The organism is Streptococcus sp. GMD4S, from assembly GCF_000296955.1.
Window position 1 is genome coordinate 1 of the sequence record NZ_AJRE01000032.1, and the last position, 14,789, is coordinate 14,789.

Below are 14,789 nucleotides of genomic sequence, written 5' to 3' on the forward strand. Positions count from 1 at the left end.
TTAGTCTTATAGATTTTTCTTCTTTTTGGCTTTTTGGGTTAGAGTGATATCGCACTTGGGAATGTTGCTTTTAAAAACTATTAAATGCATTTTAGTACTCTCAAATTGTTTCTAGTAGCCCTTTCAAAAGAATACTGAGCGAAACTGAATTTAAGGAAACTTTCAGAAAAGTTTTAGTTTTGTTTCAGGAATCTTCTGTAGACTGTCTAGCTATATCATACGAAGGAGAGGAAAAAGCTATGAAATCAAAAAAATGGACCCTACTCGCAACGAGTTTAACGGCAATAGTGCTGATGGCAGCATGTGCCCAGTCAACAACTACATCCAATACCAATGCAACGACAAATAGTGCCACAACAACTGCAACAAAGACAAACCAATCATCCTATTTTACAGAGAAGGACAATGATACTTCTTATGACGAAAGCACAGCTTCTAAGATTGAGTTATCTGGCTCATCAGCAAACGTCTTTGGGGATGGCGTGACAGTCTCTGAATCAACAGTGACCATCACAAAATCTGGGACCTATGTGATTTCAGGTCAGTCTGACGGAGTGCAGATCAAGATCGAGGCAGATAAGTCTGCAGATGTTCATCTAGTCCTAAAAGGCGCGACCATGACCAATACCAATGCAGCGATATCTGCGACATCAGCTGGTCATGTCTACTTGACTCTAGCAGAGGGAACCACCAACAGTCTCTCTGACTCAAGCTCTAACAGTGACGAAAAAGCAGACGCAGCTCTCTTTTCTAAGGTGGATTTGACCATCAACGGGAAAGGAACTCTCAATGTAGATGGCAAGAAGAACAATGGTATCAAGGCCAACGACACCCTCCACATCACGGGTGGAACCTATAACATCACAGCAGTTGGCGATGCCTTCAATGTCAATGATGAACTCAACATCACTGGTACGACCATGACCATCGATGCCAAAGAGGATGGGGTCAAGGTGGACAATGACGAGGATACTTCAGTTGGGACCATGTACCTATCCAACAACAACATCACCGTCACAGCAGGAGATGATGGCATCCACGCATCTGGAGACCTCGTCATCGATAGTGGTACCTACACCGTCAAGAATTCGACAGAAGGACTTGAAGGTAAGTCAATCACTATCAACGGTGGGGATATTAGCATCTACTCAACAGATGATGGAGTCAACGCAGCTAACAAAAACGCCCAACAGAATGAAATCTTCTTCACTATGAACGGCGGGAATCTGACTGTAGAAGTCGGCCAAGGAGACACAGACCCAATCGACTCAAACGGCAATATTACGGTCACAGGTGGGACCATTAAAATGACTGGTCAAACAGGTTTTGACTTTGATGGAACAGCGACCTACACAGGTGGAGATATCTATCTCAACGGTGAAAAACAAACGGAAATCGTCAATTCTATACCTGGAGGCGGTGGACCAAATGGAGGCCCTCAAGGCGACGGTCCAGCCCCTGGCGGACAAGGATAAAAAAGAATCTCCTTTCTCGAAAGAGAAGGGAGAGTTTTATGTAGGAAGGATTTTCTAGAATAAATACCAATCCGGAGTTGAGAACTTCTTGGTCTGTTTCATATAAAAACGGATAAAGTGAATTTCCATAGCTAAGGTTATCAAGGTTGCTATTGTGATGACAGTAGTAGGATTGGCTGAGAAAAGTAGAGGAAGAATAGGCCTTTAAAAAGTGGACAGGAAAGACCATTTCGGAGTATCGTGAAGAGATTTAGAAACAGCTCTAAAAGCAATAGCTATCCATTATAAACATCAGATACGAATCTGGTGTTTTATTTTTTTAAAGAATTTAACCCTTTCTCTTGACAAGTGAGTGATTACTCACTATAATAGCTTCGGTGATTTAAAAAGTGAGTATTAACTCACCAAGGAGGAAGTAAATGAAAACATTACTACATTTACAAGATTTAGTAAAATCTTTTGACCATCAAATAGTTCTGAATCATGTCAGCTTTGAATTGCAGCCAGGAGAAATTATAGGATTAATTGGTCCGTCTGGTGCTGGTAAATCAACTATGATTAAGACTACGTTAGGAATGGAAAAGGCTGATGGAGGCGTAGCTTTAGTGTTAAATCACACTATGCCCAATCGCCATATTTTAGGAGATATTGGCTATATGGCCCAATCAGATGCTTTATACGAGTCCTTGTCAGGCCAAGAAAATCTGGAATTTTTTGGTCAGCTAAAGGGGCTTTCTAAAAAAGACCTAAAGGCGGAAATTGCTTATATAGCTCAAGTAGTAGATCTGACAGACTACTTAAACAAGGCGGTATCTGGTTATTCTGGAGGAATGAAACGGCGTTTGTCACTGGCTATCGCGCTTTTAGGAAATCCTCAACTCTTGATTTTGGACGAACCGACAGTTGGAATCGACCCTTCTCTTCGAAAGAAAATCTGGAAAGAATTATTCGCGCTTAGAGACAATGGGGTTGGGATATTAGTTACTACCCATGTTATGGATGAAGCAGAGTTGACGGATAAGGTCGGCTTATTATTAGGCGGAAAAATCATTGCTTTTGATACACCGCAACACTTAAAAGAAAGTTATCAAGTTTCAAGTATTGAAGAAGTATTTTTAAAAGCAGAAGGTGAGTAAAATGAGAACAATAGCGATTGCAAAAAAAGTCATCAAAGAATTACTTCGCGACAAACGAACTCTAGCTCTGATGTTTATAGCACCTGTTTTTATCATGTGGTTGATGAACCTCATGTTTTCAGCTAGTACAACCGTGGATGTCAAGTTAGCAACACAGGATCTACCAACTGGTTTGGTAACGAAAATGGATGAGCTCGATCATGTGGACGTCGAGACTTATCAAGACTTAGATCAAGCCAAAGAAGCGCTAGCAAATGAAAAAGTCGATGCTGTGATTTCTTATAAAGACGGTGAGTACCAGGTCGACTACGCAAATACGGATGCTTCTAAAACAACTATGACACGACAAGTGTTACGAACGAGTATCGCCAGTGAAGGCACCGATCAGTTAGTATCTCGTGTTAAACAAGCTCTTCCACAATTGGACTCGGACGCAAAAACACCAGAAATCAAGGAGTCTTACCAGTATGGAGATGAAAATACAAGCTTCTTTACCAGCATGATTCCGGTTTTGATAGGTTTTGTAGTTTTCTTCTTTGTCTTTTTGATTTCAGGTATGGCGCTTTTGAAAGAGCGCACCAGTGGAACACTAGAACGTTTGTTAGCAACACCAGTGAAACGATCTGAAATCGTCTATGGCTATATGTTGTCTTACGGTATTATTGCGATTTTTCAAACGGCAGTTGTCGTTTTAGCAGCAATTTGGCTACTAGATGTAGAAGTTGTAGGAAGTATTTTAAATGTTATAATAGTTAATGTGGTACTGGCTCTTGTAGCACTAGCTTTTGGAATTCTCTTGTCTACTCTAGCAAAATCAGAATTCCAAATGATGCAATTTATTCCTCTCGTGATTATGCCCCAACTTTTTTTCTCAGGAATTATTCCATTGTCATCCATGGGAGAATGGGCTCCAACTGTGGGGAAATTTTTGCCATTAACCTATTCTGGTGATGCAATAAGCCAGATTATTCTTTACGGGCACAATCTTGGTGATATTTTGTCAAATCTTGGTGTTTTAATGGTTTTCTTGATCATTTTAACAATTCTTAATATTGTTGGATTGCGTCGTTATCGTAAAGTTTAGAAATCAACATAAATAATGCTAAAAAGGTGTGAAGATTAGATGGATAAGACTGTTTTTGAATCGTTTGAAGATTACTTAGAAGAAGCGAATTACCCTCAAGGAAAGAAAAAAATCATGCAGGCAGCAGTGGATCTCATATCAACCAGGAGTTACCATGGGACCTCAACTCTTCACATAGCTGAGCGTGCTGGACTAAGCCAAGCAACTTTGTTTAAGTATTTTAAGACGAAGGATGATTTACTGACGGCTATTTTACATCCTGTAGTCCCAGGCATTTTCGGCAGTTTTTTTGAGGAACTCTTAGCTTTTGAAACGACAGAAGAGAGGGTTCGTTATCTCGTCCATGATCGTATGAGCTATCTCAAAAAAAATCGTGCTTTGATGAAAATCATTCTGCAGGAGAGTTTTTCAAATAAAAAACTAAAAAATGAACAGATTTTTATCTGGAGTGCTATTCAAGATAAACTTCGAGTGCTTCATAAGGAATTGCTAGCAGATCCACGTGTAAATCCAGAGTTAACGATTCCTCAAATGGTTCGTATTTGTGTTGGTCCATTGTTGGCTTACTTCGCTCAGCTTTATATCGTTAGTGACAACGGAGAAATAAAGGAAGAAGACCTAGACTTATTAGAAAAACAGATTTTAGGTGGTTTGTGGAAATAGAGTAGGCCTAGACAAAATGGAGGCTAGATTCTATTGGTTTGGCTTCTTGTACAAGATAATATAAAAGGGTATACATTACCTGATGCAGATTTGTGCTTTTTTATTGTTGAATTTGGTATTTTGGTGATAGTCCTCAATCACTTTACTAAAACAGAAACCGACTTCTCCAGCGGTGCAACGATTTCTCAGGTGTATGGAAGAGGAGATTTCTGGCTTGCTAAAGACAACTCCTTGACACTCCGTCAGTTTTTGATACAATAGTACAAAATTAGAGGAGGTGGGCGATGATTCAGAAGCATGCGATTCCCATTTTAGAGTTTGATGATAACCCCCAAGCGGTCCTTATGCCAACACATGAGGGGTTAGACTTGAAGTTGCCAAAGAAGTGTATCTATGCATTTTTGGAGGAGGAGATTGACCGCTATGCTCAGGAAGTAGGGGCGGACTGTGTTGGTGAGTTCGTTTCTGCCACCAAAACCTATCCAGTATATGTCATCAACTACAAGGACGAGGAGATCTGTCTAGCCCAGGCGCCCGTGGGCTCTGCCCCAGCGGCCCAGTTTATGGATTGGTTGATTGGCTATGGTGTGGAGCAAATCATTTCCACTGGAACCTGTGGCGTCCTAGCCGATATAGAGGAAAATGCCTTTCTCGTCCCTGTTCGCGCTCTGCGAGATGAGGGGACCAGCTACCATTATGTAGCGCCTTCTCGTTATATGGAGATGCAGATTGAGGCTGTCTCTGCCATTGAGCAAGTTTTGGAGCAAAGAGGCATTCCTTATGAGGAAGTTATGACCTGGACGACAGATGGTTTTTACCGAGAGACGGCTGAAAAGGTTGCCTATCGCAAGGAAGAAGGCTGCGCTGTTGTGGAAATGGAGTGCTCGGCTCTTGCGGCAGTGGCTCAGCTACGTGGTGTTGTCTGGGGAGAATTGCTCTTTACTGCAGATTCCTTAGCGGATCTGGACAACTACGACAGTCGTGACTGGGGCTCAGAAGCTTTTGATAAGGCACTCGAACTCTGTCTTGCCATTGTGCACCACATGTGAGTGTTCTGACTGTTTTTATGGTAGAATGTAGTTATGTTATTCAAATCTTTTTTGGAAAAAATCAAGACGATACTGGGACGCTTGTCGCCAGCCCGTCGCATCTTTTTAAGTTTTGCCCTAGTAATCTTCTTGGGTTCTCTCCTTTTAAGTCTCCCCTTTGTGCAAGCAGAAACGTCACAAGCGACCTACTTTGACCATCTCTTTACGACCGTGTCCATGGTCTGTGTGACAGGGCTTTTCACTCTGCCAGTGGCTTCGACTTATAATATCTGGGGCCAGTTGATCTGTATGATTTTGATCCAGATTGGTGGTTTGGGGCTCATGACCTTTATCGGAATCTTTTATATCCAAGGCAAGCAAAAGCTCAGCCTTCGTGGTCGTGAGACTATTCAAGAAAGTTTCAGTTATGGAGAAACCCAGTCTCTAAAGGACTTCATCCGCTCAATCTTTCTGACGACTTTTTTGGTGGAAGGGATCGGTGCCTTTCTCTTGAGTTTCCGCTTTATTCCTGAATTTGGCTGGGGGCGAGGGATTCTAACCTCTATCTTTTTGGCTGTTTCAGCTTTCTGCAATGCTGGATTTGATAATTTTGGAAGTACGAGTTTGGTAGCCTTTCAAACGGATCCCTTGATCAATCTAGTGATCGCAGGATTGATTATCACGGGGGGGCTAGGATTTATGGTCTGGTTTGACCTAGCGACCCAGTTTGGGAAAAAGAAAAAACGCCGTCTGCGTTTCCATACCAAGTTGGTTCTCTTTTTAACGGCGGGAATTCTGCTCTTTGGAACCGTATCGACTTTGTTCATTGAGTGGAACAATCCTGGAACGATTGGAAATCTCAGCGCTCCAGAGAAATTGCTGGTTAGTTTCTTTCAGACCGTCAGCATGAGAACGGCAGGTTTTGCTTCCATTGACTACACCCAGGCTCGACCAGTTACCTTGTTCATCTATATCCTACAGATGTTTCTAGGAGGGGCGCCTGGAGGGACAGCAGGGGGGCTCAAGATTACGACCTTCTTTGTCTTGTTGGTCTTCGCTCGTAGCGAACTATTGGGCTTGCCTCATGCCAATGTGGCTCGGAGGACTATTGAACCCCGAACCGTGCAAAAATCTTTCAGTGTCTTTATTATCTTCTTGCTAACATTCTTGCTGGGCTTGATTCTGCTAGGGGTAACCGCAGAAGGAAATCCGCGCTTTATCTACCTCATGTTTGAGACCATTTCAGCCCTTGCGACAGTTGGGGTGACGGCAAATTTAACACCAGAGCTAGGCAAGATAGCCCTCAGTATCGTTATGTTGTTGATGTTTATCGGCCGTATTGGTCCCTTGACACTACTGGTCAGTGTAGCGGAATACCAGCCAGACAAGAAAGATACGATTCACTATATGAAAGCAGATATCACTATTGGATAAGAAAGGAAGAACGATGTCAGATCGGACAATTGGAATTTTAGGCTTGGGAATTTTTGGGAGCAGTGTTTTGGCTGCTCTAGCCAAGCATGACATGAATATCATTGCTATTGATGACCACGAGGAACGCATTAATCAATTTGAACCTGTGCTGGCGCGTGGGGTAGTTGGAGATATCACGGATGAAGAACTCCTTCTATCAGCGGGGATTGACACCTGTGATACCGTAGTTGTCGCAACGGGTGAAAATCTAGAATCCAGTGTTCTCGCGGTCATGCACTGCAAGAGTCTAGGGGTGCCGACCGTTATTGCCAAGGTCAAAAGTCATACAGCTAAAAAGGTGTTAGAAAAAATTGGCGCGGACGCAGTCATCTCACCAGAGTTTGAAATGGGGCGCTCATTGGCACAGACCATCCTCTTTCATAACAGTGTAGACGTCTTTCAGCTGGACAAGAATGTATCGATTGTCGAGATGAAAATCCCCCAATCATGGGTAGATAAAAGCCTCAGTCAGTTGGATTTGCGTGGGCGATACAACCTCAACGTACTTGGCTTTCGTGCCTACGAAAATGCTCCTCTGGATGTCCAATTCGGACCCAATGACCTCTTGCAGGCAGATGCCTACATCATGGCCGTCATTAATAACCAACATCTGGACACCCTAGCTGAACTGAGTGAGTAGGAGAGGAAGGGTACTCTCTTTCCAAATAATTAACGAGTCAATATAAGTATTTTATAAGAGGGATTTAAGAAAAATTTTAACTTTTTCTTAATCCTTTTTAATTTTAGGAGATTATACTAGAGTCATCAAAAAAAGAAAACTCTAAGGAGAATCCTATGAAATTCAATCCAAATCAGAGATATACTCGTTGGTCTATTCGCCGTCTCAGTGTCGGTGTTGCTTCAGTTGTTGTGGCTAGTGGCTTCTTTGTCCTAGTTGGTCAACCAAGTTCTGCACGCGCTGATGTCGTCAATCCGACTCCTGCCCAAGTCGTGCCAGACGCTGCTTCGGTGAGTGAAAAAAGCGACTTACCAGCAGAGGTTCTCAAAAAAGCAGTCGATGTAGCTCTTCCTTCAGAACAAGCAGACTCAGCACCTAAAGCAAGCTTGGATACTACAAGCTCTTCAGAAAAAGCGGATGCAACTGCTAAAGAGCCTGCAGTAGCGCCAAAAGAAGAAGTACAAGCACAACCTGACTCTAAGAAACAAACAGAAGATGCAGTTAAACCTGTGGAAAGTCCTGCGTCTACAGTTTCTGGACAAGACCGTGAAGCCAGTGAAGCGCAACCAGCGACCACCCCAGCTGAAGTGCAAAAAGGCGTGGCTGACAACACCAAAGATACAGTAGATGTTCCGGCTAGCTACCTTGACAAAGCCAATTTCCCAGGTCCATTTACAGCTGGTGTCAACCAAGTCATTCCATACGAATTCTTCGCTGGTGACGGCATGTTGACTCGTCTTATCTTGAAAGCATCCGACAAGGCTCCATGGTCAGACAACGGAACAGCTAAAAATCCCGCTCTCCCACCGGTAGAGAAATTGGGCAAAGGCCTTTACTTCTACGAAGTAGACTTGGCCGGAACCCAAGGCAAATCTGACAAAGAGTTGCTTGATCTCTTGAAACAAAATGGTACTCAAAGCTATAAAGCTACTATCAAGGTGTACGGTGCGAAAGACGGCAAGCCTGACTTAACTAACCTCGTAGCAACTAAAGATTTGACTGTTAATTTGAATGGCTTGACCACTCCAGCTGAAGTCCAAAAAGGTGTGGCTGACAATACCAAAGATACAGTAGATGTCCCAGCCACTTACTTGGACAAGGCTAACTTCCCAGGACCATTTACAGCTGGTGTCAATCAAGTCATTCCATATGAATTCTTCGCTGGAGACGGCATGTTAACTCGTCTTATCTTGAAAGCATCCGATAAGGCTCCATGGTCAGACAACGGAACAGCTAAAAATCCTGCTCTCCCACCAGTAGAGAAATTGGGCAAAGGTCTTTACTTCTATGAAGTAGACTTGGCAGGCACCCAAGGAAAATCAGATAAAGAGCTGCTTGACCTCTTGAAACAAAATGGTACTCAAAGCTATAAAGCTACTATCAAGGTGTACGGTGCGAAAGACGGCAAGCCTGACTTGACTAATCTGGTAGCGACTAAAGATTTGACTGTTAATTTGAATGGTTTGACCACACCAAATCAGGTTAAAGAGTCTGTTGTTAACAATGTCAAAGACATGATTGATGTTCCAGCTAGCTACCTTGATAAGGCTAAGGTTCCTGGACCTTTCTTGGCTGGTGTCAACCAAGTTATTCCGTATGAAGCTTTTGGTGGAGATGGTATGTTGACTCGCCTCTTGTTAAAAGCTTCAGACAAAGCTCCATGGTCAGACAACGGAACAGCTAAAAATCCTGCCCTATTGCCACTTGAAGGCTTGGCTAAAGGTCAATATTTCTACGAAGTGGATTTGAATGGCAATACGGTTGGCAAAGATGGTCAGGCCTTGCTGGATCAACTTCGAGCTAACGGAACCCATACATATCTAGCTACTGTTAAAGTCTATGGATCTAAAGATGGCAAACCTGATTTGACCAATCTGATTGCTACTCGTCAAGTAACGATTCAGCTTCGTGGAAAAGAAATGGCGACAATACCATCTCAACAAGGTCAGATGAATACGAAGCCTTCTGAAACAGGCTCTACAGGTACGACTAAGGGTATGATGGGTACAAATCACCATATGTCAGATATGAAAGTAGATCAACCAGCTTCTAGCCCAATGGCTAATATGATGAAAAAAGATGATAAAGCGATGTTACCAAATACTGGGGAAGCTCAAACAGCTACAGCTGGCCTTGGTATAGTTGGTCTAGCCTTGGCAGGGCTTGTTGGACTTTTGGGTTTGACAACCAAACGAGAAGATTAAGATTCAAATCACTTAAACATTAGAGAAAATAGTGTTATACTAAAGCAAGTATAACACTGTTTTTATCGAAGGAGTGTCAGATGAAAAAGACAATTTTGCTGGTTGATGATGAAATAGATATTCTAGATATTCAAAACCGCTATCTTATACAGGCAGGTTACGATGTTTTGGTCGCCCATGATGGTAAGGAGGGATTAGAGCTTTTCAGAAAAAAATCTATCGACCTCATTATCACAGATATCATGATGCCCAATATGGACGGGTATGATTTTATCAGTGAAGTTCAGTATATCGCTCCGGATCAACCCTTCCTCTTTACAACTGCTAAGACAAGCGAACAGGATAAGATTTATGGATTAAGTTTGGGGGCAGATGATTTTATAGTCAAACCCTTTAGCCCACGCGAATTGGTTTTAAGAGTGAATAATATCTTGCGTCGCCTTAGCCGTGGAGGAGAGACAGAACAGATCGAGTTTGGTGACTTGGTAATCAACCATGTGACTCATGAGGTTCGCATTGGGGAGCAACCTTTGGAATTGACAGTAAAATCCTTTGAACTTCTATGGATATTAGCCAGCAATCCCGAGAGAGTCTTTTCAAAGACGGAACTTTACGAGAAGGTATGGCAAGAGGACTATGTAGATGATACCAATACACTCAATGTTCATATCCATGCTTTGAGGCAAGAGTTGACCAAGTATACAAATTCAAATGCTCCTGCTATCAAAACTGTCTGGGGTTTGGGTTATAAGATGGAAAGACCAAGAGGTAGAACATGAAATTAAAAAACTATATTTTAGTGGGGTATCTAGTGTCGACTCTACTAACGATTTTGGTCGTTTTCTGGGCAGTCCAACGGATGTTGATCGAGAAAAGTGAAGTTTACTTTCTCGTTGGAATGACCTTGATTGCTAGTTTCATTGGCGCTGCAGTGAGCATCTTTCTTTTGTCGCCAGTGTTCTCTTCTCTGAAACATTTGAAAAAACAAGCTCAGGATATAGCAAGCAAGGATTTCAGCACAGAAATTGAAACCAAGGGACCATTAGAATTTCAAGAGCTGGGCCAGGCTTTTAATGACATGTCCCACAATTTGCAAGCCACCTTTCAATCACTTGATGAGAGCGAGCAAGAAAAGAGAATGATGATTGCGCAGCTCTCTCACGATATTAAAACTCCCATTACCTCCATTCAGGTTACTGTGGAGGGAATTCTAGATGGAGTGATTAAGGAAGAGGAGCGACTCCACTACTTAGCCACGATTGGTCGGCAAACCGAGCGTCTAAACAAGCTAGTGGAGGAATTGGATGTTCTGACTCTTAACACCCAACCTCAAGATACTGCTGATGAAGAAGTCGAAGAGGTCTTTTTAGATCAGCTGTTGATTGAGTCAATGAGTGAATTTCAACTCCAGATTGAACAAGAGGAGCGAGATGTTTACATTCAAGTATCACCTGAGTCGGCGAAAATCAAGAGCCATTCTGACAAACTTTCTCGCATTCTGGTCAATTTGTTAAACAATGCCTTTAAATATTCAGAACCAGGAACCAGAATCGAGGTTCTTGCCCAATTAACAGAACAAGAGCTGAGAATCAGTGTGAAAGACGAGGGTCAGGGAATCCTTCCTGAGGATTTGGAAAAGATCTTTAAACGACTTTATCGTGTAGAAACTTCGCGCAATATGAAGACAGGTGGACATGGATTAGGACTTGCGATTGCACGCGAACTAGCCCATCAGCTTGGTGGCGAAATCACAGCAGAAAGTCAATATGGCTTAGGAAGCAAATTTACATTCAGCCTCAATTTGAAATAAAGCTGTAAAATCCCTTTACATATCTAGCTTTTCATGGTATAATAGCCTTTGTGTGAAATAGCAGCAGGAAAGCATGAAGCTCGTCAACAGGTGTCTTATGACAAGTAACCTTGGCTGTTTAGGCGAAGGGCATCTGCACGAATCAGGGCTTTCTAAGTGACTATTTCCGCCAAATATTATTTATATCAGGAGGACATACATATGTCACGTTATACAGGACCATCTTGGAAACAAGCTCGTCGCCTTGGCCTTTCACTTACAGGTACAGGTAAAGAATTGGCACGTCGTAACTACGTACCAGGACAACACGGACCAAACAACCGTTCTAAATTGTCAGAATACGGTTTGCAATTGGCTGAAAAACAAAAACTTCGTTTCACTTACGGTGTAGGTGAAAAACAATTCCGTAACTTGTTCGTACAAGCTACAAAAATCAAAGGCGGAATCCTAGGTTTCAACTTCATGCTTCTTTTGGAACGTCGTTTGGATAACGTTGTTTACCGTCTTGGTCTTGCGACTACTCGTCGTCAAGCTCGTCAATTCGTAAACCACGGTCACATCCTTGTTGACGGAAAACGCGTTGATATCCCATCATACCGTGTAACTCCAGGTCAAGTAATCTCAGTTCGTGAAAAATCATTGAAAGTTCCAGCAATCCTTGAAGCAGTAGAAGCTACTCTTGGACGTCCAGCATTCGTATCATTCGATGCTGAAAAATTGGAAGGTTCATTGACTCGCTTGCCAGAACGCGACGAAATCAACCCAGAAATCAACGAAGCACTTGTCGTTGAATTCTACAACAAGATGCTTTAATTTTAAGAAATATCTTACAGAAAGCCTACAACAGTGGGCTTTTTGCTTTGTCTTAAAAGGTTGATTTCTGGGTTTGCTTAGATATTTGCTAGATTGATTTCATTGCTGCTTCAAAGAATGAGACGGCTTTTTTTGCGTTCTCTTTTGAGAGGTAAAAAGAAGCGTGACCCTCCCACAGCTATAGAGCTTTTAGGCGGGAAAACCACACTTCTTTCTTGAATTAATTTTACATCATTTTGACTTAAAAAACAAATAGAGGCGTCCCACCTCCTACCGCAGAAAGATCTGTTTCAAGGGGAGATGGAAAACCTCTATTCGTTAATTTAATTATAGCCTAAAAAACTTTTAAATACAAGGCTATTGAGATAGTAAGGGGGAAAAAAGAAGTAACCATCATTCCGACCACATAGTAGACAGGGGGGAACAAGATTACTTCCTTTATTTACTTAAGTATACAACATTTTTACAAGAAAGCAAAGTAGCAGGTTAGTCTAATGGGGTGCTTGTTGTACTTTAGCAAGTAAGGTGTGCTATAATGCTTTTAACAGGAACTAAAAGCCATTAGTAAATAACTAATATTGGGTCATATTGTTCCGATGTTAGAGAGAAGGAACTTAATGAAATTATGGGAATATGTTGATAAAAATGTTCGCCTTATTTTAGAAGATGGGACCTCCATCAAGGGTAGGGTGGTTGATTGGTTTGACGGTTATGATTTAGATGGTCCTGACGAAATAGTTATAGGTGATCGCTCATATCCTGAAGATATTATCAAGAAAATCAAAATTATTAGTGCTTAGTTCAACCTAGGCGATTTTATCGACTAACTATAAAAAGTATAAGAACTATCGAAAAAATAGCAGAGAGGAAAATAAATGAGTAAACAGCTTTGGAAGTATCTTCGATCAAGGGTTCAGATAGTCACTAATTGCGATAAGATAATCAAGGGACGTGTCATAGACTTTGTTGACGAAATGGACAATGATGAGCAAGATGAAATCACTATTCTCATTGCTAATCCTAGTCCAGATGAAGCTACTGAAATTTCTCTCTTTGAGAGTGAGATTGTCTCGATTAAAACAATCTCATAGGACTTAGAACAATCTAGGTGCTTTTACCTGCCTTATTTGAAAGAAAACACTATGGAAAAGGATTTAGTTTATATGGCAATATTAGATGATTTACAAGAGTTATATGACAATGGTTGGGATGCCTCTTTTGATTATAATGGTCAAGTATGTGGGATTTTTCCTAATTCTGTTCATGATATTGTAGTGGTGATTGGAGATAAGGAATACCAGGTATCATCATTCATTGATCTGATTTCTCTAAAAATTGACGATAACACTTTAGTAGAAATTATGGATGGAATTGAAGTGCAGTATTATTAAAATAAAAATCATCTTTGATGAATGAACTGCACCCCAAAAATTAGATTTTGTCTGTTAAATTTTTGGAACGTAGCTCAATATGCTACAACGTTCTTATTAGGAGGGGAAGGGTAATGGGTTATAGTCAACAAGTATTAGACATGCTCCAGCAAACAGTCAGTGGTCAGATTGATAATTTTTGGGATTTTTCCTTTACGTTTAACGCTCTTTTTGGAGAAGATGCGGAATTTTCCGAGGCTTGGGATAATGAAAACTCTGAAATGTTTGACGCTCTCAATGACTTTGAGTTGATGATATTTTTAGAGGAACATGATCCAAGCGACAAACAAGGTTTTATCGATTTCTTAACACCTTACTACGAAAAAGCAAAGCAATTAGCCAATATTGAAAGGAATATTTAAATGACACTCTGGAAATTTAACCGTACAGATGTAATTATCACGTTAAAAAATGGCGCGGTAGTTAGAGGATTTGTAGAAGACTATTGTGACGCCTCTGACAATGACGAGGAGATTGACTCCTTGCTGGTAGATGTTGATGGAACTCTTTATGAATATTTTGAAGATGAAATCGTCAGCATCATAGAAAGCTAGTAGTGGGAATAGAATCTAAGGAAAAAATCTTGTTTGTTGAGATTGTTTTAGTTGGGATGGTCCTATATGAAAAAGGATGAAATTAAAAAATATTTAGACAAAGATCTTGAATTTAATTATAATAGCCGAGGTGCTTGCTTTTTATCGAGTATATGTGTAGTTGGTTATGATTATGAAGGTCAGCAGTTTGATACAATTGATGAAGCTATGGAAGCTAAAGTATTTGACGGGAAAAGCTTAGTAGATATATGGGATGAAGTTTTTCCACAAGTTTTTTAAAATGAAAAGCACCTTTGATGAACTGCACCCCAAAAGTTAGATTTTTTCTGTCTAACTTTTGGGGTGCAGTTCAAATGTATGAGATATTTTTAGTTTTGATTTAATTTCGATATTTTTCCGGAAAATACTTATTTTTCGGAAAGTCAAGATTTTGTTATTAT

The 14,789-nt window shown here is 41.2% G+C and carries 18 protein-coding genes; all 18 read left to right on the forward strand.

Annotation, left to right across the window (positions count from 1 at the left end):
- Positions 1 to 239 precede the first annotated feature (239 nt).
- The 18 genes from GMD4S_RS02305 (at position 240) to GMD4S_RS02390 (ending at position 14,628) form a co-directional block, all read left to right on the forward strand.
- The gene (locus tag GMD4S_RS02305) at positions 240 to 1,475 is read left to right on the forward strand and encodes a carbohydrate-binding domain-containing protein (RefSeq protein ID WP_000837416.1); all 1,236 of its coding nucleotides are present in this window, start codon (positions 240 to 242) and stop codon (positions 1,473 to 1,475) included.
- 419 nt (positions 1,476 to 1,894) lie between these two features.
- Entirely contained in the window at positions 1,895 to 2,611 is a 717-nt protein-coding gene (locus tag GMD4S_RS02310; RefSeq protein ID WP_000854375.1) for an ABC transporter ATP-binding protein, read from the forward strand.
- A 1-nt stretch (position 2,612) separates the two neighbouring features.
- Positions 2,613 to 3,695 (forward strand): ABC transporter permease, encoded by a 1,083-nt coding sequence (locus GMD4S_RS02315; RefSeq protein ID WP_001259044.1) that lies wholly within the window; start codon positions 2,613 to 2,615, stop codon positions 3,693 to 3,695.
- A gap of 39 nt (positions 3,696 to 3,734) precedes the next feature.
- Positions 3,735 to 4,358 carry a TetR/AcrR family transcriptional regulator gene (locus GMD4S_RS02320; RefSeq protein WP_000361926.1) on the forward strand — a complete coding sequence of 208 codons (624 nt, stop codon included), beginning with the start codon at positions 3,735 to 3,737 and terminating at the stop codon, positions 4,356 to 4,358.
- Positions 4,359 to 4,391: 33 nt separating this feature from the next.
- Positions 4,392 to 4,619, forward strand: coding sequence for a hypothetical protein (locus GMD4S_RS02325; RefSeq protein WP_000262211.1), 228 nt, complete (start codon positions 4,392 to 4,394; stop codon positions 4,617 to 4,619).
- Between the two features lie 23 nt (positions 4,620 to 4,642).
- Positions 4,643 to 5,407 (forward strand): nucleoside phosphorylase, encoded by a 765-nt coding sequence (locus GMD4S_RS02330; RefSeq protein WP_000615020.1) that lies wholly within the window; start codon positions 4,643 to 4,645, stop codon positions 5,405 to 5,407.
- Positions 5,408 to 5,440: 33 nt separating this feature from the next.
- Positions 5,441 to 6,820, forward strand: a complete 1,380-nt coding sequence (locus tag GMD4S_RS02335; RefSeq protein WP_000897922.1) for a TrkH family potassium uptake protein — start codon at positions 5,441 to 5,443, stop codon at positions 6,818 to 6,820.
- Between the two features lie 13 nt (positions 6,821 to 6,833).
- Entirely contained in the window at positions 6,834 to 7,499 is a 666-nt protein-coding gene (locus tag GMD4S_RS02340; RefSeq protein ID WP_001283881.1) for a potassium channel family protein, read from the forward strand.
- A gap of 155 nt (positions 7,500 to 7,654) precedes the next feature.
- Positions 7,655 to 9,742, forward strand: coding sequence for a YSIRK signal domain/LPXTG anchor domain surface protein (locus GMD4S_RS02345; protein WP_000671339.1), 2,088 nt, complete (start codon positions 7,655 to 7,657; stop codon positions 9,740 to 9,742).
- 80 nt (positions 9,743 to 9,822) lie between these two features.
- Complete coding sequence (locus GMD4S_RS02350; protein ID WP_000751224.1) at positions 9,823 to 10,521, forward strand: response regulator transcription factor; 699 nt, start codon at positions 9,823 to 9,825, stop codon at positions 10,519 to 10,521.
- Entirely contained in the window at positions 10,518 to 11,552 is a 1,035-nt protein-coding gene (locus GMD4S_RS02355; protein ID WP_000769387.1) for a sensor histidine kinase, read from the forward strand. Before GMD4S_RS02350 ends, GMD4S_RS02355 begins: the two co-directional genes overlap by 4 nt.
- A gap of 201 nt (positions 11,553 to 11,753) precedes the next feature.
- The gene (rpsD, locus tag GMD4S_RS02360) at positions 11,754 to 12,365 is read left to right on the forward strand and encodes a 30S ribosomal protein S4 (protein ID WP_000092756.1); all 612 of its coding nucleotides are present in this window, start codon (positions 11,754 to 11,756) and stop codon (positions 12,363 to 12,365) included.
- Between the two features lie 617 nt (positions 12,366 to 12,982).
- Positions 12,983 to 13,165, forward strand: coding sequence for a hypothetical protein (locus GMD4S_RS02365; protein ID WP_000780387.1), 183 nt, complete (start codon positions 12,983 to 12,985; stop codon positions 13,163 to 13,165).
- Between the two features lie 75 nt (positions 13,166 to 13,240).
- A complete protein-coding gene (locus GMD4S_RS02370) occupies positions 13,241 to 13,456 on the forward strand; it encodes a hypothetical protein (protein WP_000043341.1) in 216 nt (71 codons plus the stop codon).
- 72 nt (positions 13,457 to 13,528) lie between these two features.
- Entirely contained in the window at positions 13,529 to 13,756 is a 228-nt protein-coding gene (locus GMD4S_RS02375) for a hypothetical protein (protein WP_009013763.1), read from the forward strand.
- Between the two features lie 113 nt (positions 13,757 to 13,869).
- Complete coding sequence (locus tag GMD4S_RS02380) at positions 13,870 to 14,157, forward strand: hypothetical protein (protein ID WP_000542381.1); 288 nt, start codon at positions 13,870 to 13,872, stop codon at positions 14,155 to 14,157.
- Positions 14,158 to 14,349 (forward strand): hypothetical protein, encoded by a 192-nt coding sequence (locus GMD4S_RS02385; protein ID WP_000177340.1) that lies wholly within the window; start codon positions 14,158 to 14,160, stop codon positions 14,347 to 14,349.
- A gap of 66 nt (positions 14,350 to 14,415) precedes the next feature.
- Positions 14,416 to 14,628, forward strand: coding sequence for a hypothetical protein (locus GMD4S_RS02390; protein WP_000710706.1), 213 nt, complete (start codon positions 14,416 to 14,418; stop codon positions 14,626 to 14,628).
- The last annotated feature ends 161 nt before the right edge of the window (positions 14,629 to 14,789 follow it).